The organism is Mesorhizobium sp. B2-4-7 (assembly GCF_006442685.1).
Lineage (GTDB): Bacteria > Pseudomonadota > Alphaproteobacteria > Rhizobiales > Rhizobiaceae > Mesorhizobium.
In genome coordinates, this window is record NZ_VFVH01000001.1 from 91,849 (window position 1) to 110,250 (window position 18,402).

Annotated in this window: 15 protein-coding genes; 9 read left to right on the plus strand and 6 right to left on the minus strand. The window is 63.4% G+C overall.

The window, feature by feature from the left end; genetic code table 11:
* The first annotated feature begins 84 nt into the window (after positions 1–84).
* Positions 85–744 carry an alpha/beta hydrolase gene (locus tag FJ946_RS00500; RefSeq protein WP_140515667.1) on the plus strand — a complete coding sequence of 220 codons (660 nt, stop codon included), beginning with the start codon at positions 85–87 and terminating at the stop codon, positions 742–744.
* 24 nt (positions 745–768) lie between these two features.
* On the opposite strand, the gene FJ946_RS00505 is transcribed toward FJ946_RS00500, so the two are convergent.
* A complete protein-coding gene (locus tag FJ946_RS00505; protein ID WP_140494084.1) occupies positions 769–1,389 on the minus strand; it encodes a TetR/AcrR family transcriptional regulator C-terminal domain-containing protein in 621 nt (206 codons plus the stop codon).
* Between the two features lie 79 nt (positions 1,390–1,468).
* Here FJ946_RS00505 and FJ946_RS00510 point away from each other — a divergent pair, with 79 nt between their 5' ends.
* Entirely contained in the window at positions 1,469–2,659 is a 1,191-nt protein-coding gene (locus tag FJ946_RS00510) for a TCR/Tet family MFS transporter (RefSeq protein ID WP_140494086.1), read from the plus strand.
* 24 nt (positions 2,660–2,683) lie between these two features.
* On the opposite strand, the gene sthA is transcribed toward FJ946_RS00510, so the two are convergent.
* Positions 2,684–4,072, minus strand: coding sequence for a Si-specific NAD(P)(+) transhydrogenase (gene sthA / locus FJ946_RS00515; RefSeq protein ID WP_140565176.1), 1,389 nt, complete (start codon positions 4,070–4,072; stop codon positions 2,684–2,686).
* Between the two features lie 201 nt (positions 4,073–4,273).
* Between sthA and FJ946_RS00520 the strand changes: the two genes are divergently transcribed.
* The 3 genes from FJ946_RS00520 to FJ946_RS00530 all read left to right on the plus strand — a co-directional run bounded on the left by FJ946_RS00520 (position 4,274) and on the right by FJ946_RS00530 (position 6,670).
* A complete protein-coding gene (locus FJ946_RS00520; RefSeq protein WP_140494090.1) occupies positions 4,274–4,744 on the plus strand; it encodes an RDD family protein in 471 nt (156 codons plus the stop codon).
* A 138-nt stretch (positions 4,745–4,882) separates the two neighbouring features.
* On the plus strand, positions 4,883–5,647 hold the full coding sequence (locus FJ946_RS00525; protein WP_140494092.1) for an arginyltransferase: 765 nt from the start codon (positions 4,883–4,885) through the stop codon (positions 5,645–5,647).
* Between the two features lie 126 nt (positions 5,648–5,773).
* A complete protein-coding gene (locus FJ946_RS00530) occupies positions 5,774–6,670 on the plus strand; it encodes a DMT family transporter (RefSeq protein WP_140565175.1) in 897 nt (298 codons plus the stop codon).
* Here the strand turns inward: FJ946_RS00530 and FJ946_RS00535 are convergent.
* Both FJ946_RS00535 and parC read right to left on the minus strand, forming a co-directional pair.
* Positions 6,658–7,857: an AI-2E family transporter gene (locus FJ946_RS00535; protein ID WP_140515657.1), complete on the minus strand. Its 1,200-nt coding sequence runs from the start codon at positions 7,855–7,857 to the stop codon at positions 6,658–6,660. The genes FJ946_RS00530 and FJ946_RS00535 overlap by 13 nt on opposite strands.
* Positions 7,858–8,099: 242 nt before the next feature.
* Entirely contained in the window at positions 8,100–10,352 is a 2,253-nt protein-coding gene (gene parC, locus FJ946_RS00540) for a DNA topoisomerase IV subunit A (RefSeq protein ID WP_140515655.1), read from the minus strand.
* Positions 10,353–10,664: 312 nt separating this feature from the next.
* On the opposite strand from parC, the gene FJ946_RS00545 reads away from it, so the two are divergent.
* On the plus strand, positions 10,665–11,855 hold the full coding sequence (locus tag FJ946_RS00545; RefSeq protein ID WP_140565173.1) for a hypothetical protein: 1,191 nt from the start codon (positions 10,665–10,667) through the stop codon (positions 11,853–11,855).
* Positions 11,856–11,978: 123 nt separating this feature from the next.
* Here FJ946_RS00545 and aspS read toward each other — a convergent pair whose 3' ends face one another.
* Both aspS and FJ946_RS00555 read right to left on the minus strand, forming a co-directional pair.
* Positions 11,979–13,769 carry an aspartate--tRNA ligase gene (gene aspS / locus FJ946_RS00550; protein WP_181167583.1) on the minus strand — a complete coding sequence of 597 codons (1,791 nt, stop codon included), beginning with the start codon at positions 13,767–13,769 and terminating at the stop codon, positions 11,979–11,981.
* A 179-nt stretch (positions 13,770–13,948) separates the two neighbouring features.
* Complete coding sequence (locus FJ946_RS00555) at positions 13,949–14,815, minus strand: LysR family transcriptional regulator (RefSeq protein WP_140557030.1); 867 nt, start codon at positions 14,813–14,815, stop codon at positions 13,949–13,951.
* On the opposite strand from FJ946_RS00555, the gene FJ946_RS00560 reads away from it, so the two are divergent.
* From FJ946_RS00560 to rnd, 3 genes are all read left to right on the plus strand, one after another.
* Positions 14,815–15,819 carry a DMT family transporter gene (locus FJ946_RS00560; protein WP_348640493.1) on the plus strand — a complete coding sequence of 335 codons (1,005 nt, stop codon included), beginning with the start codon at positions 14,815–14,817 and terminating at the stop codon, positions 15,817–15,819. The genes FJ946_RS00555 and FJ946_RS00560 overlap by 1 nt on opposite strands.
* A 99-nt stretch (positions 15,820–15,918) precedes the next feature.
* Positions 15,919–17,163: an MFS transporter gene (locus FJ946_RS00565; RefSeq protein WP_140565170.1), complete on the plus strand. Its 1,245-nt coding sequence runs from the start codon at positions 15,919–15,921 to the stop codon at positions 17,161–17,163.
* Positions 17,164–17,238: 75 nt separating this feature from the next.
* A complete protein-coding gene (gene rnd, locus FJ946_RS00570; RefSeq protein WP_140565168.1) occupies positions 17,239–18,390 on the plus strand; it encodes a ribonuclease D in 1,152 nt (383 codons plus the stop codon).
* Positions 18,391–18,402: the final 12 nt, after the last annotated feature.

Here is an 18,402-nt window from a genome sequence, read left to right on the forward strand (position 1 = left end):
CAATCAACTTTCGCGGAGCATGAAAATATTGCGTTTTGAAGCCGGCAAATTGAGTGAAACGAAATGTAATCAAAAGGATACGGCATGAGCGATACAAGCGTCGAAAACAGCCTGCCGCGGCTGGATCTGGCCTTTCCCTATCGCTTCTTCGGATCCGGCGGGGCCAGCGACGAATGCCTGTTCCTGCTGCATGGATCAGGTGTCGACGAGACGACCCTGGTGCCGCTGGCGAGGCAGATCGCACCGCATGCCTGCCTGGTCGCCGTGCGTGGCCGCATCGTCCAGGACGACGGCTTCCGCTGGTTCGAGCGGATCACGCCGACCAGCTTCGAGCAGGCCAGCATCCGCCGCGAGACGGCCGCTTTCGCACGCTTCATGGCCGAGGCCATGAAGCGGCACCGGATCGATCCGAAGCGCGCGGCTTTCCTCGGCTATTCCAACGGCGCCAATCTGGTTTCCAGCCTGATGCTGCTCCATCCCGGCCTTGTCGGACGGGCGGCACTGCTGCGGCCGATGCCGGTGCTGGACGAGACGCCGGCAACCGATCTGACCGGCATCAAGGCGCTGATTGTCGCCGGCGCCGCCGACCTGACCTACGGACCCTTCGCGCCGGCCCTGGTAACGCTGCTCAGCCAGCGCGGCGCCGAGGTCGACGCGCGTATCGTCGCTTCGGGCCATGAAATCGGCGACCCCGATGCCGCGATCGTGCGGCAATGGCTTGCCCCGCCCGCTCCTGCCGCCTGACGGGCAAGACGCGGATCGCCGCGCTCAGCCTCCTTCAGCGATGCCGGCCTGCGCCCCGGCAATCAGCAAGTCGAGGCCGCTTTCGAACAGCGCCTCGTGACCGCCCGCACGATAATCGGCCAGGGCCTGGCTGAGCAGCGGGTAACCGCTTGCCTTGGCATCGAGCGCTGCACCTCGACCCGGGCCGGCCGGATATTCTGCCTGTTCCTCGAGGACGCAGCCCACCGTGTAGCGCCCGACGATCATCAGCAACCGCATGGCCATGACGGAAGGCATGCCGGCCTCGCGCAGAAAAGTGAGCAACCGTTCGACATGTTCGAGATCGCCCGGATCGGCCTCGGTACCGGCATGGACGCGCGCACCGTCGCGATAGGCCATCAAGGCGCCGCGGAAGCTGCGGGCGTTGTTGCGTACGAATTCCTGCCAGCTCTCGCCCGGCAGCGGTACCTGATGTCCATGGCCGCGCCGCAGGATCTCCTCGTTCATTGCGTCGAGCAGGGCGCGCTTGTTCCTGAAATGCCAGTAGAGTGCCGGCTGCTGGACCTTGAGCCGCTGCGCCAGCAGCCGGGTCGAGAGCGCATCGATGCCGACGTCGTTCAACAGCTCGAGCGCCTGCGCCACGATCAGCGCCTTGTCCAGCTTCATATGCACCTCGCTTGCCCAGCCAATTTATCGGTGATAAACGCTACCTTATCACCGATAAACTTAGGAAAGAAGCATCTCGATGAAAAGGGCCTATCTCGTCGTGCTGACGGCAATGGCGCTGGACGCGGCCGGCATCGGGCTGATCATGCCGGTGCTGCCGGGGCTGTTGCGCGAGGTTGGCCATGTCGAGGACATTGGCTGGATTTTCGGCGCGTTCCTCGCCGCCTATGCCGCAATGCAGGTGCTGTTTTCGCCCCTGCTCGGCGCGTTGTCCGACCGCTACGGCCGCCGGCCGGTGCTGCTTCTGTCGCTTGCCGGGTCGATGCTGGATTATCTGTTCATGACCTTCGCGCCGTCGCTGCCGCTGCTGTTCGTCGGCCGACTGATCGCCGGCCTAACGGGCGCCAGCATGGCGGTGGCCTCCGCCTATATGGTCGACATCAGCAGCGAAGAGCGGCGCGCCCGCGCCTTCGGCCATCTGAGCGCCGCTTTTGGCGTCGGGTTCATCGCCGGTCCGGCGCTCGGCGGCCTGCTCGGCGATGTCTGGCTGCGCGCGCCGTTCCTGGCGGCGACAGGGTTCACCGGCATCAATCTGGTGCTGGCCTTCCTTCTGCTGCCGGAGCCGGAGCGGGTCGGCGGCACAGGCGAGCCGCTGTCGTTCAACCCGCTGGCGCCGCTGCGTTGGGCCCTGACTTTTCCGGCCCTCCTGCCGCTGCTCGGCGCCTTTGCCGTGCTCGGCCTTGTCGGCGAAGTCGGCGGCACCGTCTGGGTTCTCTACGTGCAGGACAAATTCCGCTGGAGCCTTTTCACTGTGGGCATCTCGCTGGCATTGTTCGGCCTCTTCCATGCCGGAGCCCAGGGTTTCGTCGCCGGACCGATCGCCGAGCGCTGGGGCGAAAGGCGAGCGCTCATGGTCGCCATCCTTGCCGACAGCACGGCCTATGTGTCGATCGCGCTGGCCTGGCAAGGCTGGATGGCGTTCGCGCTGTTGCCGCTTTTCTGTCTCGGCGGCATCGGAGCCCCGGCGCTGCAATCGTTGCTGACGTCACGTGTCGCGGCAGATCACCAGGGGCGATTGCAAGGTGTGCTCACCAGCATGACGAGCCTGGTCTCGGTGCTCGGACCACTCGTCATCGCCATGCTCTATTTTCGCACTCGAATGGTCTTCCCAGGCATGGTGTGGGTCGCGGGCGCGACGCTCTATGTCCTCTGCCTGCCCCTGCTGCTCGCAACCGGATCGCCCACGGCCAAACGGGAGGCGGCGGAGTGAGGATAATAGTGGCCGGCGACAGGGTTATCCCTGCCCCATCCTGTTCCAGGCGTCCAGCCCGGCGATCTTATAGGCCTCGGCCAGCGTGGGATAGTTGAATGTATTGTTGACAAAGAAGTCGACCGTGCCACCCAGATTGATCACCGCCTGGCCGATGTGAATCAGTTCGGTGGCGCCCTCGCCGACGATATGCGCGCCGAGCAAGCGGCGTGTCTCGATCGAGAACAGAAGCTTCAGGAAGCCGGTGTTGACGCCCATGATGTGGCCCCGCGAGGTCTCGCGGAAACGGGCCACGCCAACCTCGTAGGCGGCGCCGCTCTCGCGCACCTGTTCCTCGGATTGGCCGACGGTGGAGATCTCGGGCACCGCGTAAATGCCATAAGGAAAGGTTTCCGGCGGCGGCGGCAATGTCACGCCGAAAGCATGGCACGCGGCTACCCGGCCCTGCTCCATCGAGGTGGAGGCCAGGCTCGGAAAGCCGATCACGTCGCCGGCGGCGTAAATGTTGGGCACGCTGGTCTGGAAGGTGTGCGGATCGACCTTGATGCGTCCCCTGGAGTCAGCCTCGATGCCGACCGCATCGAGGCCGAGGCTACCGACATTGCCGGTGCGGCCCGCGGCGTAGAGCACGATCTCGGAACGTATGGTGCGCCCGTCGGCCAGCGTGACCTCTGCATGGTCGGGCCTGGAGGCAATCTCCTTCACGGCGCTTCCCAGCCGGATGGTCATGCCGCGGTCGCGCATCTGGTGGATGAAATCGTCGACGATCTCGCGGTCGACGAAATCGAGGATCGTGTTGCGCGGCTCGACCAGCGTCACCGGCACGTCGAGTGCCGAAAAGATCGTCGCGTATTCGACCCCGATGACCCCGGCGCCGATGACCGTCAGCGTGCGCGGCAAGCGGTCGAGCTCGAGCATTTCGTCACTGTCGAACACGCGGCTCTTGTCGAACGGCACGTCGCCCGGCCGGTGCGGCCTCGTGCCGACGGCGATCAGCGCATTGGCGAAGCCGACCTCGCTGTAATCGCCGTTGTCCGATGTCAGGCTGACCCTGTTGGGCCCGAGAAATTTCACCTCGGCGCGGGCGCTCTTGACCGTGTTGCGCATGAACTGGTGCTGCAGCACCTCGACCTCGTGGTCGAGCGTCTTGTGCAGGCGCTCGACCAGGTCTCCGACCGAGATGTCCTGTTTGACCCGGTAGCCGCGCCCATAGAAGCCGCGCTCACGCCAGCCCGAGAGATTGAGCACGGTTTCGCGCAGCGTCTTCGACGGAATGGTGCCGGTGTGCACGGAAACGCCGCCCAGGCGCCGCCCCCTGTCGACGACCAGTACCGTTTTGCCGAGTTTGGCCGATTGTACAGCGGCACGACGGCCGGAAGGGCCGCTGCCAATGACCAGCATGTCGTAATCCATCCTGCCCGTCCCTGCCCCTTGGCACTTTTGGTGCGCCGCAACAAGCTAACGCCATGTCAGGCGCGAATTCAACCGGCCCACCGGCCGCTTCGCCCGCCTTGCGCACCGGGAAAGGCTCGATCTTGATTCCGCCATCAGCCTTTACCATTTTCCCAGCAGGTGGGGCGCAGGCTAAGCAGGCCCCTGTTACGAGGAAATGACATGAACGCTCGCGTTCTCGACGGTGAAATCATCAATACCAGGCTCGACGACGTGAGGGCCTATGAAGGGGTACGCACGCGGCGTGTCCTGGCGGTCATGATCGACTATGTCATTGTCGCGCTGCTCACCATCCCGGTCGCCATCCTGGTGTTCTTCCTCGGACTTTTGACCCTCGGCCTTGGCTGGATGCTGTTTGGCGTCCTGGTCCCGGCCGTCGCGATTCTCTACATCTGGAACACGCTTGGCAGCGCCGACCAGGCGACCACGGGCATGAAGATGATGGGCATCCGGCTCGATCGGCTCGACGGCAGGCCGATCGACGGGCTCACGGCGGTGGTCCATTCGGTGCTGTTCTGGGCCGGCAACGTCATCCTGTCGCCGCTGGTGCTGCTGGTGACGCTGTTTTCCGATCGCAAGCGCACGCTGCACGACCTGCTGCTCGGCACGGTGGTCAGCCGCACCGGCCGCTGAGGCGCATTTTCGCAAGCATCGCCGCGGCGTCGGCACAAATGTGAAGGCGTCCGCATGGCCACGCCTTCACAATCCTGTTGAATTTTTCGCTTTCCGCGCCAAAGGTAGAGCGATTCGAAGGAGTGTTTCCGAGACTCGATGACGCAGCACCCGACCCAGTCGCCGCAGTTCTTCCTGACCGCGCCGTCGCCGTGCCCCTATCTCGACGGCCAGTTCGAGCGCAAGGTGTTCACGCATCTGGTCGGCGACAAGGCGTCAGAGATGAATGATCTCCTGACCCAAGGCGGGTTCCGCCGCTCCCAGAACATCGCCTACAGGCCGGCCTGCGAAACCTGCCGCGCCTGCGTCTCCGTGCGCATCCTGGCGCAGGAATTCGTCGCCAGCCGCAACATGAAGCGCGTGCTGCAGCACAATTCCGATCTCGTCGGCGCCATGCACAATGCCGAGCCCTCGACCGAACAATATTCGCTGTTCCGCAGCTATCTCGATGCCCGCCACCGCCGCGGCGGCATGTCGGACATGACGGTTCTGGACTACGCCATGATGGTCGAGGACACCCATGTCGACACCAAGGTCATCGAATATCGCCGGCGCGGGCCCGATACTTTCATCACCGGCAAGGGACAGGGCGAGCTGATCGCGGTGGCGCTCACCGACAAGATGGCCGACGGCCTGTCGATGGTGTATTCCTACTTCAATCCCGACTTCGAGGAGCGGTCTCTCGGCACGTTCATGATCCTCGATCACATCGCTCGCGCCAGGGCGATGGGGCTGCCCCATGTCTACCTGGGATACTGGGTCAACGGCTCGCGCAAGATGAATTATAAGATGCGCTTCATGCCGCAGGAGCATCTCGGCCCGAAGGGCTGGGAGCGCTACACCAACGAAGCGGTCTCACGCTGAGTTTTTCCAAGATCCACGTTTGACTGTTTCAACGCAGGGGATGCTGGTCTTTCAGCCGCTTGGCGGGAGAGTGCGTCATTGCGCCGATCGGCTGTCCCATCTGTATTTCATTACGAAAGTTTGCAAATGACGTCCCACAGCGACCACCAGAAGGGCCTTCTGATAACCGCCATTGGCGGCCTGACGCTGACCCTCGACATTCCGCTGATCCGCCTCGCCGATGGCGGCGCATGGACGATCCTGCTCTTGCGCGGGGCCGCCACCTTCATCGCCGCAATGATCATCTGGGCTGTCTGGCGGGCGCTCAGCCGAAACGCGCCTCAGCTCATTCCAGGCTGGTCGGGACTGGCGGCCGCGATATGCTACGGGCTGACCTCGATCACGTTCGTCACCGCCGTCTTCTACACCTCGACCGCCGACCTGGTGTTCATCCTGGCCTTCAACACGGTGTTCGCTGCGCTCTTGTCCTGGTTGTTTCTCCAGGAAAAGCCGCGGGCGGTGACGCTCGCGGCGATGCTGGTCATGATCCTCGGCGTGCTGGTAATCGTCGGCGGATCTGTCGGCACCGGACACCTGTTCGGCAATTTCATGGCGCTGTGTTCGGCCTTCTTCATTTCCGTGGCCATCACCATTTCGCGGGCCAGCGGCAAGGACATGGGCTTCACGGCGCTCGTCGGGGTGGTTCCGTCGCTCGTGCTGGCGGCCTTCATGGTGTCAGGTGAAGGCATCCATGTGAGCGCGCCCTGGTGGATCATCTTTAATGGCGCCGTGATCATGCCGATTTCGTTCTTCTGCCTGGCGGCCGGCCCCAAATACATCTCCGGACCGGAAGTGGCGATGTTCTACCTTCTGGAGACCGTGCTGGCACCGGTGTGGGTATGGCTGATCTTTTCCGAAACGCCGTCACGCAACAGCCTGATCGGCGGCGCGATCCTGATCGTCACATTGGTGGTCCATTCGGTGTGGCAGTTGCATGACGGACGCAGGCGCCGCGCCGCCCTTGCGGTGCGTCATCCGGCCTGAATCTTCTTCGCCTCGCCGTCGATCTCGATCAGCGACGGCGAGCCTTCCTGTTCAGGGGAAGCAGGCATCTCGTCCATCATTTCCACCTCGCGCAGCCATTCGCGCCAGATCGCCACCAGCAGTGCCATCAGCACCGGGCCGATGAACAGGCCGAGAAAGCCCATCGTCTTGACGCCGCCGATCAGGCCGAAAAAGGTCGGCAGGAAGGGCAGTTTTATCGGCCCGCCGACGAGCTTCGGTCGCAAGGTCTTGTCGACGATGAACAGTTCGACCGTCCCCCAGATGAACAAAGCCAGGCCGGCCACCGGTGAGCCGCTGGCAGCGAGATAGATCGAAACCAGCGTGAAGGACAGCGGTGCCCCGCCGGGAATCAGCGCCATGACCCCGGTGAGCGCGCCAAGCGTCACGGGCGACGGCACGCCGGCCAGCCAGTAGGCGATGCCGAGCACCAATCCCTCGCCGATGGCGATGACGGTCATGCCGGTCACGGTCGAGGAAATGGTCGCCGGCACGACCCGCGAGATGCGCTCCCACCTCGTCGGCAGGATGCGCTCGCCCAGGCGATCGACCTGGCCCGCGAAATGCTCGCCGTCGCGATAGGCGAAGAACAGCGCGATCATCATGAACAAAAGCGTCAAAAGCAGGCCGAAGGCGCTGCCGCCAGCGGCAAGGACGCCGCGATAGATGCTGCCGATATTGGCGCCGCTGACCAGTTGGATCAGTTCGCCGATGCCGCCGGGATGGCCGAGATTGGTCGTCCATTGCTGGTTCAGCCATTCTCCTACGATAGGCAGCGTGGCGATCCAGTGCGGTGTCGGGGCGCCGTGCCGGTTGGTCTCGATCGCCCAGCCGACCCATTCGCGCACCTCGTTGATGGCGTAGGTGCCCGCGAGCGCGATCGGTATGACCAGGAAGGCAAGGATGAACAATATGGCGAAGGTGGCGGCGATGGTGCGGTTGCCGCCGACACCGGCCAAAAGCCGCCGGTAGAGCGGCCAGCTCGCGAAGGCGATGACCAGCGCGGCCAGCACCGGGAACAGGAAGCCGTGGAAGAAATAGACGCCGGCGGCAACGATCAGCACCAGCAGCCAGCGCGCCGCCGAGAGCGGGGGGATGACGGCGGCTCTGAGCGGCGTCGACAGGCCGAACAGGCGCTGCCCCGGTTTCTGGATCTTCGCTTCCTTCAAACGCTCGTCTCTCCCGGCCATCCCGCTGCTTATGCTCTGATATAGTGCAGCAATCGTGACGATAGTTCAAAAGGTGATGGTGAAGCTGCGGATCTCCCCCCTCGAGGGGGAGATGGCCGGCAGGCCAGAGGGGGTAGCCGCGCGTAAGGCGCTAGCATTCTTTGTTCAAAGCAATGAGGTTGCGTCCAGTCGAACCGACCCCTCTGTCGCCTTCGGCGGCATCTCCCCCTCGAGGGGGGAGATTACCCAAATTTCCCGGTCCTCGGGAAACCCTTCGGCACCATGCGGCCAGCCGACGCGCGGGCGCCGATCCATTCGGCCAATTCCTCGCGCGACCTTGTAAAGGTGCGGTCGGCCGAATCCTGCCAGGAAAGGCCGGTCTCCAGCGTAAACGGCTTGAGATCGAGAAGCCCGCCATCCTTGTATTTCTGCAGCCGCACGCCCTTGCCGCGGCTCATTTCCGGAATGTCGGACAGCGGAAACACCAGCATCTTTCGGTTCTCGCCGACGATAGCCAGATGATCGCCGCCGACCGGCACGCAGCGCTTGGCTTCGTCGGGCGCCTTGACGTTCATCACCTGCTTGCCCTTGCGGGTGTTGGCGACGACCTCTTCCTCCGGCACGATGAAACCGTTGGCGTCATGCGAGACCAGCAGCAGCTTGCGCTTCGGATCGTGAACGAAGGCGGTGACGATGTCCTGGTCATTGTCCATGTCGACGATGATGCGGATCGGCTCGCCATGGCCGCGCCCGCCTGGCAGCCGATCGGCGCCGATGGTGTAAAATTTGCCGCCGGTGGTGAACACCAGGATCTTGTCGGTCGTCTGCGCATGGAAGGCGAGTTTCAGGCTGTCGCCTTCCTTGAACGCAAGCTGCGAATGATCGGTCAGATGACCCTTCATCGCACGCAGCCAGCCCTTTTCCGAGACCACCACGGTGACCGGCTCGCGCTCGATCATGGCATGTGCGATGTCGGTCAGGTCATGCTCGGGCGCATCGGCGAACTGGGTGCGGCGCTTACCGAGCTCGGTCTCGGGGCCGAATTTGTCCCGCAGGCTCGCAACCTCCCACTTGATCGTCCCCCATTGCTTGGCTTCGGACGCAAGCAGCGCCTCGATCTGCTTCTTTTCGGCAGTGAGGCCGTCGAATTCCTTGCGGATCTCGAATTCTTCCAGCTTGCGCAGGGCGCGCAGGCGCATGTTGAGAATGGCTTCGGCCTGGGTGTCGGTGAGCGACCAGCGGGCCATCATGACCTGCTTGGGCTCATCCTCCTCGCGGATGATCTTGATCACCTCGTCGATATTGAGATAGGCGATCAGGTAGCCGGCAAGGATCTCCAGCCGTCTTTCGATCTCGCCGAGGCGATGTTTCGAGCGGCGGATCAGCACGTCGCGGCGATGCTCGAGCCATTCCTGCAGCACGCCCTTCAGCGACAGGACATTGGGCACCTTGCCGCGCGACAGCACGTTCATGTTGAGCGGGAAACGGCTTTCAAGCTCGGTGAGCTTGAACAGCGATTCCATCAGGATGCCGGGATCGACGGAACGGCTCTTGGGCACCAGCACGACGCGGATGTCCTCGGCGCTCTCGTCCCTGATGTCCTCGAGCAGCGGCAATTTGCGCGCCATCAGGAGCTCGGCGATCTTCTCGATCAGCCGCGCCTTCTGCACGCCATAGGGGATTTCGGCGACGACGATGCTCCAGGTGCCCCTGCCCTGGTCTTCCTGGCTCCATTTTGCCCGCACGCGAAAGCCGCCGCGGCCGCTTTCATAGGCTTCGAGGATGGAGGCTCGGCTGTCGACGATGATGCCGCCGGTCGGGAAATCCGGGCCCTGGACGAAATCCATCAGCTTGGCCACCGGCGCGTCCCGATGCTCGATCAGGTGAAGGGCGGCGTCGCAAAGTTCCGCCGCGTTGTGCGGCGGGATCGATGTCGCCATGCCGACCGCGATGCCGGACGAGCCATTGGCCAGCAGGTTGGGGAAGGCGCCCGGGAGCACCACCGGCTCCTCGTCCTCCTCATTGTAGGTCGGCCGGTAGTCGACGGCATCCTCGGTGATGCCCGCGAGCAGCTCGGTCGCCACATCGGTCATGCGCGCTTCGGTGTAGCGCATGGCGGCGGCGTTATCGCCGTCAATGTTGCCGAAATTGCCCTGGCCGTCGACCAAGGGGTAGCGCATCGAGAAATCCTGCGCCAGCCGCACCAGCGCATCGTAGATCGACTGGTCGCCATGCGGGTGGAACTTGCCCATCACCTCGCCGACGATACGGGCGCATTTGGCGAAGCCCTGGTCGGGGTTCAGGCGCAGCAGGCGCATGGCGTGCATGATGCGGCGATGGACCGGCTTCAGCCCGTCGCGGACATCGGGCAGCGCCCGGTGCATGATGGTCGACAGCGCATAGGCAAGATAGCGCTCCTCCAGCGCCTTCTTCAGGTCCACCGGTTCGATATGATCGCCGCCACCATTGTCAGGCGGCAAAAGCCTTTTTCCCATGGGCTGGAACTAGCCGAGCGGGTGATTCGCGGCAAGAGGGCAAGTCCTAAAGCGGGAGCATGGCCTGCCCTGCAACACGAGCCGCGAGGCAAGCCCGCCAGCCAACATCAATCTGTTACATGCCGTCTCTATTGCGAAGCGCGACGACGCTCGGCGGCCCGGTCTCCAGCGTGTTCGGATCGGGTTTGCCTTTCGCCGCGATTTTTGACCATTGTGGCGGGATGCGCCTTTTTCCCGTCCAGTTCGTCACTGAAGGGTGATGGCGCCAAAAATTGAAAAATAATTTTCAGGACACTCTCAGGGGCATTCGCGATGACAATCAAACGCTCGACTCTCAGGAAATTCCTCTTTTCGACCTTCTTGCTCACATTGCCGCTGAACGCGGCGCTCGCCCAGGACACCGCGGTCGCCGACCGGCTGAAGACGGCGCTTGCCGCGCAGGGCGTCGATATTTCCTGGACCGGCGTGACCGGCGACAACGCCAGCATGGTGTTGCAGGGCGTATCCATCAAACCGGGCGCGGAAAAAGAGGCCCTTGCGATCGGCGACGTTAAACTCGAAGGCGTGACCGAAGCCAATGGCGGCTATGATATCGCAACCGTGTCGACCTCGGCATTCGAACATAGCAAGGACGGCGTCACCCTCAATTTAAGCCCCCTCGTCATCCACGACATGATGGTTCCGGCCAGCGGCGCCAGCGGCCCGCTGGGCTCGCTGATGATGTACAAGTCCGCCGAACTCTCGAACATGAGGGTCAAGATCGCCGACAAGACCGCTTTCTCGATGGACGGGCTTGCCATCGAAATCACGCCGCCGGCCGACGGCCAAGCGATGAAATTCACCGGCACCACCGAGAAGTTCAATGCCGACCTGACGCTGGTCGAGGATCTCAAGTCGAAGGAAGTCATCAACGCACTCGGCTACCAGAACATTGCGGGCAATTTCGAGATGGCCGGCACCTGGCAGCCCACTGACGGCAAGATGGAGCTGTCGAAATACAACATTTCGGTCGAGAATGCCGGCACGCTCGGCATGACCTTCGATCTCGGCGGCTACACGCTCGACTTCATCAAGTCGCTGCAGGAAATGCAGAAGAAGATGGCCGCGCAGCCCGAAGGGGCCGACAACTCGGCGCAAGGCATGGCCATGCTCGGCCTGTTGCAGCAGCTTTCCTTCAACAGCGCCTCGATCCGTTTCGACGACGATTCGCTGACGGGCAAGGTGCTGGACTATGTCGGCAAGCAGCAAGGCATGTCGGGCAAGGATATCGCCAACCAGGCCAAGGCGATCGTGCCGTTCGGCATGGCGCAGCTCAACAATCCCGAGCTGACGGCGCAGGTAACGGCGGCGGTCGGCAAATATCTCGACGATCCGAAGAGCCTCGAAATCTCGGCTAAGCCGCCGGCGTCGGTGCCGTTCGCACTGATCATGGCGGGCGCCATGTCCAATCCGACCGACCTGCCGAAGACGCTCGGCGTCACCGTCAAGGCCAACGAAGACTGATCGAAGCGACCTCGACTTGCTTCAAGATACGAAAAGCCCGGCAGCGATGCCGGGCTTTTGTCTGCGATTCTCAATCGAACGAGTCACTTCGGAGGCTTCTTTAAAGCGCCGTCCGAAGCGCCATCATGCCTCTTTCTTGATCGGTGCGACACGCAGCGACAAGTCGCGAAGCTGCTGCGGCGTGGCTTCCGACGGCGCATTCATCAACAGGTCGTAAGCCTGCTGGTTCATCGGGAACATGGTGATCTCGCGCAGGTTCTTGGCGCCCACCAGCAACATCACGACGCGGTCGATGCCGAATGCCGCTCCGCCGTGCGGCGGGGCGCCGTACTGAAACGCACGGTAAAGGCCGCCAAAGCGCTCCTCGACGGTCTGGCGATCCAGTCCGACCATCTCGAAGGCCCTGACCATGGTTTCGGGCAAATGGTTGCGGATGCCGCCCGAGGCAATCTCGAAGCCGTTGCACACGGCGTCGTACTGGAATGCCTTGATGCCGAGCGGCTCCTGGTTGTTGAGGGCGTCGATGCCGCCCTGCGGCATCGAAAACGGATTGTGGGCGAAATCGATCTTCTTCTCGTCCTCGTTCCACTCGAAGAACGGAAAGTCGACGATCCAGCACAGCTCGAAACGGTCGCGGTCGACCAGGTTCAGTTCCTCGCCGGCGCGGGTGCGCGCAGCACCCGCGAAGGAGACGAATTTCTTGGGATCGCCGGCGACGAAGAAGGCGGCATCGCCATCGGCAAGGCCCAGCTGAAGGCGGATCGCCTCGGTGCGCTCCTCGCCGATGTTCTTGGCAAGCGGACCCGCGCCTTCGAGTTTCTCGCCTTCCTTGCGCCAGAAGATGTAGCCCAATCCGGGCTGCCCCTCGCCTTGCGCCCAGCTGTTCATGCGGTCGCAGAAGGCACGGCTGCCCCCGGTCTTGGCCGGAATGGCCCAGACCTCGGCCTTGGGATCGTTGGCCAGGATGTTGGCGAAGACCTTGAAGCCGGAATCACGAAAATGGTCGGAGACCGCCTGCATCTCGATCGGGTTGCGCAGATCCGGCTTGTCGGTACCGTATTTGCGCATCGCAACATCATAGGGAATGCGCGGCCAGTCCTTCGTGACGGGCTTGCCGTTGGCAAAGGCCTCGAAGACCGATGTCATCACCGGCGCCATGGTGGAAAGCACGTCATCCTGCTCGACAAAGCTCATTTCGAGGTCGAGCTGGTAGAATTCGCCGGGCAGGCGGTCGGCGCGCGGATCCTCGTCGCGGAAGCAGGGCGCGATCTGGAAATAACGATCGAAACCCGAGACCATGATCAGCTGCTTGTATTGCTGCGGCGCCTGCGGCAGCGCATAGAAAGTGCCGGGGTGAATGCGCGACGGCACCAGGAAGTCGCGCGCGCCTTCGGGCGACGATGCTGTGAGGATCGGCGTCGAGAATTCGGTGAAGCCGACCTCGCCCATGCGCTTGCGCATCTCGGCGATGATCTTCGTGCGCGCCACGATGTTCCTGTGCAGCGTCTCGCGGCGCAGGTCGAGGAAGCGGTATTTCAGCCTGATGTCCTCGGGATAGTCCGGCTCGCCGAAGACCGGCAGCGGCAATTCCTTGGCCGCCGAAAGCACTTCGATCTCGCGCGCGAAAATCTCGATCTCGCCGGTCGGCAGGTTGGCATTGGTGGTTTCAGGCAGGCGCGCCTTGACCTCGCCGTCGACGCGGATCACCCATTCGCCGCGCACTGTTTCGGCGATCTTGAAGGCCGGCGAATCGGGATCGGCGACGATTTGGGTCATGCCATAGTGGTCGCGCAGGTCGATGAACAGCAGGCCGCCATGGTCGCGCACGCGATGCACCCAGCCCGACAGGCGAACGGAAGCGCCGACGTCGCTCTTTCTCAACTGGGCACAGGTATGGCTGCGGTAACGGTGCATTGTCATGGGCAAAAGTCCGGGATGTTGGGTTGCCGGCCGAAGCATCGCGGCCCGGCCTGAAAAATTTGCGCGAAAAGCGCATGGGAGGCCCGGTTTGTCAAGGCGAGTGGGCGGAGGGCCAGGGCAACGAACCCGGGTTGACGGGTTCTTTCGGAGCATTCGCCGGCGCGCAGGTCGCCCTATGAACCAAGGCTTGACAACCGCAGGCGATGCGCGAGGTGATCGACGACCAATGCGGCGCTTGCGGAAGACGTTGTGGCCCGATGAAGGCGGATCTCCGCCCCGGGCAGCGGCGGCACATAAGGGCCAGGATGGACATCGCGCAGGCCGGGCGCGAGCATGCTGCCCTTGACCACGGTAACCGCAAGGCCCTGCTCGACGATCGCCTCCGTCGCGGCAAGGCTCGGGCTGACATAGGCCAGTCGCCACGGCCGGCCCGCTCTGTCGAGCGCGTCAATCGCCCATGCGCGAAACAAGCAATCGGGGTCCGACAACGCGACGGGCAGCGGATCGAGTTCTTCGACAGAGTGGGTCCTCGCCGCCGCCCATATCGCTCTTTCGCGGCATATCAGATCGCCCTCGGCCACACCTTCCGGATGCATGGCGATGACCGCGTCAAATGATGAGCCGAGCCGTTTCAGCAGCCGCGCCGTGAGGCCGATCTCCATTTCGACCTGCATGAGCGGAAACCGCACGGCGATATCGGCGAGGAGGCGTGGCAGGATCTTGGTGCCGTAGTCCTCCATGACGCCTATCCGGATGCGTCCCGCTACCCGTTGGTTGGAGACACGGGCAATCGCCTGCTCGTTAAGTGCAAGAATGCGGCGTGCGTCGATCAGAAACCCCTCGCCGGCGGCCGTAAGCTCGACATGGGCCGTCGATCGACGGAACAGCGAAATGTCAAGGCGCTCTTCAAGGCGCTTCACCTGCAAGCTGACGGTGGCTTGCGTTCGATTGAGCTGCTCGGCGGCTCGCGTGAAAGAGAGCCGCTCGGCAACGACGACGAAAGTCCGCAACAATTCCGGATCGAGACTCCGACTGCTCATTGCGCAAGCTTATCAAGCTCATTGCATTTATTCGATTCCTTTTACCCGGTTTGCCCGATACCGCTGGACTCCGAACTGGCAGAGGGGAAGCGATGGAAACTGGAGGCGTGCTCGCGGCGATTCTCTCCAGCGCCTTTGGCGGCACCGCTGTCGGTGCAACGCGCTATCTCGCGCGTTCGCTGGATCCGCTCACCATCGGCGCGATCCGGTTCGGGGGTGGTTTTCTAGTGCTCGCCGCCCTAGCGCTTCTGCGGCGGGACAAGTGGCCTGCGAAAAGCGATTGGCCGGGCGCCGCCGCATTGGGCCTGCTGTTCTTCGGCCTATTCCCGGTGCTCTTCAACGGAGCCCTTGTCTACACGACGGCGGCGCGAGGAGCTCTGGCGCTTTCGACGCTGCCTGTGCTCACAATGCTCGCAGGCGCGGTTCTAGGGATCGAACCGCCGACGACGCGCAAGATCGTCGGCGTCCTGGTCGCGATGGCCGGAGTGGCTGTCGCGCTTGGCAGCAGCCTGACGACAGCTCCCCAGGGCGCCTGGCGCGGAGACCTCCTGATGATCGCGGCGGCATTCTGCATGGCGCTCTACAATGTCTGGTCGCGACCTTTTCTCACCCGCTGCGCGCCGACATCATTCGCCGCGTTTGGCATGGCCGTCGGCACGGCCTGCCTGTTGGCGCTGTCGACTTTGACTGGAGGCCTGACGCGACTTGCCGCGCTTGAGGCGTCGCAATGGGTTGCCAGCGGATACCTGGCCGTAATTTGCGGCGCCCTGATCTTCTTCCTCTGGGCGTTCGCACTTGAACGTGCGCCGCCAACGCTGGTTGCCGTTTCAGTTGCCGTGAACCCCGTGACGGCATCGATCTTCGGCGCCGTCTTTCTCGGTGAGCAAATCAATGCAAACCTAATTGTCGGGCTCATCGCTGTCCTCGCGGGAATAGCCATCGCGTCGGGAGCAGCCGGGCGGTTCGCCGTGGGACGTCGAGGAGGCAGGCGCCGACTTCCTTGAACGGAAAGGCGGACACATCCTGTTGGCGCGGGGAATTGCCGCTGGTATTGACGGAAGCGATGGTTCAAGAAGGGATCACAGACATGTGATCGCCTCTTAATGTCCTCCATCCGTCCGCTGATCCCGCTCCTCATCGCCGCAGGCATCCTGCTCGGCGGCAATGGGCTGCAAAGCACGCTGATCGCGCTGCGCGGCGCGCAGGAAGGTTTTTCGGCTTCCGACATCGGCCTGATGGGCACGTTCTATTTCGCCGGCTTCCTGCTCGGCTGCCTGGCCGTCACCCGCATCCTGAAGGCGGTCGGCCATGTCAGGACCTTCTCGGCGCTGGCCGCGGCCGCCTCGGCCGGCACATTGCTCCTGGTTCTGGTCATCGACCCGGTGATGTGGTGCGCGGTGCGTTTTGCCGGCGGTTTCTGCTTCGCCGGCCTGTTCACGGTGATGGAGGCCTGGCTCAACTCCGGGGTCAGCAACAAGGACCGCGCCCGCGTGCTTGCCATCTACCGCATGGTCGACATCGGCTCGGTCACCGGCGCGCAGTTCCTCATCCCGATCTTCGGAGCGGGCGGCTTCGCCATATTCGCCATCATATCGATGATGATCACGCTGTCGCTGGTGCCGGTATCGCTGGGCGATCGCTCCAACCCGACGCCGCCGGAAGACGTCAAGCTCGACCTGGCGCGGGTCTGGCGCATCTCGCCGCTCGGCTGTTTCGGCTGCATCGCCGTCGGCGTGACCAACAGCGCGTTCCGCACGCTGTCGCCGGTCTATGCCGAGCAGATCGGCATGTCTGTCGCCGATGTCGTCACCTTCGTCAGCGTCGGTATCTTCGGCGGCGCACTCATCCAATACCCGCTAGGCTATCTCTCCGATCGCTGGGACCGGCGCTCGGTGCTGCTGGCGACGACATGCTGCGCCATGCTGGCAGCGCTGGCGCTTGCGTTCGTGGCGGGAGCCGACCCGTTTCTCAACTTCCTCATCATCTTCATCTTCGGCTGTTTCGCCATGCCGCTCTACTCGCTGTCGGCGGCGCACTCCAACGACCGCGCCGGCGCGGGCGAGTTCGTTCTGATCAACGCCGCCTTGATGCTGTTTTATTCCTTCGGCGCCATTGGCGGCCCTTTCGCCGCATCGACGGCGATGCAGTATTTTGGCCCAAGCGCGCTGTTCGTGTTCAGCGCGCTGGTCTATGCAATCTTCATCACCGTCATCCTCTATCGGATGCGGGCACGATCGGGCGTGCCGGCTGGCAAGCGCAGCCGCTTCACCGCGCTGTTGCGCACCTCGACGGTTTTCGCCCGGCTGGCGAGAAGAAACGGCGATCCGGACGGGCCGGACGGGCCGTGATGCGAGCGCCAACGCTTGACGAAAGCCTTCCCGGCTGAAATCTAGGAAGACCCTACTCCTGCCAAAAGCGATTTGATGCACGTCATCACCACCCAAAAAGAACTCGAGACCGTTCTCGCCGCTTTCGAAAAATCGGATTTCGTCACCGTCGACACCGAATTCATCCGGGAAACGACCTTCTGGCCGATCCTGTGCCTGATCCAGATGGCGGCGCCCGGAATAACGGCGCTGATCGATCCGCTGTCGCCAGACATCGACCTGAAGCCGTTTTTCAGGCTGATGGCCAACGAAGCTGTCGTCAAAGTCTTCCATGCCGCGCGGCAGGACATCGAAATCATCGTCCATCTGGGCGATCTCGTTCCCCATCCGGTGTTCGATACCCAGGTTGCGGCGATGGTCTGCGGGTTCGGCGACAGCGTTTCCTACGATCAGCTCGTGCAGCGCGTCACCGGCGCGCGGCTCGACAAGTCCTCGCGCTTCACCGACTGGCGCCACCGGCCGCTGTCCGAAAAGCAGCTCGACTATGCGCTTGCCGACGTCACCCATCTTATCGAGGTCTACCAGCATCTCAGCGCCGAACTGGAGCGGGAGAACCGCGCCCACTGGCTGAACGAGGAGATGGACGTCCTGACCTCGCGCGAAACCTACGATCCGCACCCCGAGGATGCCTGGAAGCGGCTGAAGATGCGGCTGCGCAAGCCGCAGGAGCTGGCGATCGTGCAGGCCGTGGCGGCATGGCGCGAGCGCGAGGCGCGCGAACGCGACGTACCCCGCGGCCGCGTGCTCAAGGACGACGCCATCTACGAGGTGGCGCAGCAGGCGCCGCGCGACGCGGCCGCGCTGGCCAAGCTGCGCACGATACCGAAGGGCTGGGAGCGCTCCTCGACCGCGGCGGCGCTGCTTGGCGCGGTCAACACCGCACTAGCTCTGCCCAAGGAGCAATTGCCGAAGCTGCCAAAGAGTTTTCAGCCGCCCGAGGGATCGAGCGCCGCCGCGGAGCTGTTGAAGGTGCTGCTCAGGATCGTGGCCGAAAAGCAAGGCGTCGCATCGAAGGTCCTGGCTTCCAGCGACGACATCGACCGCATCGCTGCCGAAGGCGAAGCCGCCGACGTGCCGGCGCTGCAGGGCTGGCGCCGCGCCGTTTTCGGCGAGGCGGCGCTGAAGCTGGTGCGCGGCGAGATCGGCATCAAGTTCGACAAGCGCAAAATAGCGGTGTTCGATTTGTAGGCGGAGCGCCCC

Bases quoted from the DNA above. Each gene is read 5' to 3' on its own strand.
- FJ946_RS00500 (WP_140515667.1), top strand. From the start codon at position 85: ATGAGCGATACAAGCGTCGAAAACAGCCTGCCGCGGCTGGATCTGGCC.
- sthA (WP_140565176.1), bottom strand. From the start codon at position 4,072: ATGGATTACGACATGCTGGTCATTGGCAGCGGCCCTTCCGGCCGTCGT.
- rnd (WP_140565168.1), top strand. From the start codon at position 17,239: ATGCACGTCATCACCACCCAAAAAGAACTCGAGACCGTTCTCGCCGCT.
- FJ946_RS00510 (WP_140494086.1), top strand. From the start codon at position 1,469: ATGAAAAGGGCCTATCTCGTCGTGCTGACGGCAATGGCGCTGGACGCG.
- FJ946_RS00520 (WP_140494090.1), top strand. From the start codon at position 4,274: ATGAACGCTCGCGTTCTCGACGGTGAAATCATCAATACCAGGCTCGAC.
- aspS (WP_181167583.1), bottom strand. From the start codon at position 13,769: ATGCACCGTTACCGCAGCCATACCTGTGCCCAGTTGAGAAAGAGCGAC.
- FJ946_RS00565 (WP_140565170.1), top strand. From the start codon at position 15,919: ATGTCCTCCATCCGTCCGCTGATCCCGCTCCTCATCGCCGCAGGCATC.
- FJ946_RS00545 (WP_140565173.1), top strand. From the start codon at position 10,665: ATGACAATCAAACGCTCGACTCTCAGGAAATTCCTCTTTTCGACCTTC.
- parC (WP_140515655.1), bottom strand. From the start codon at position 10,352: ATGGGAAAAAGGCTTTTGCCGCCTGACAATGGTGGCGGCGATCATATC.
- FJ946_RS00525 (WP_140494092.1), top strand. From the start codon at position 4,883: ATGACGCAGCACCCGACCCAGTCGCCGCAGTTCTTCCTGACCGCGCCG.
- FJ946_RS00505 (WP_140494084.1), bottom strand. From the start codon at position 1,389: ATGAAGCTGGACAAGGCGCTGATCGTGGCGCAGGCGCTCGAGCTGTTG.
- FJ946_RS00530 (WP_140565175.1), top strand. From the start codon at position 5,774: ATGACGTCCCACAGCGACCACCAGAAGGGCCTTCTGATAACCGCCATT.
- FJ946_RS00555 (WP_140557030.1), bottom strand. From the start codon at position 14,815: ATGAGCAGTCGGAGTCTCGATCCGGAATTGTTGCGGACTTTCGTCGTC.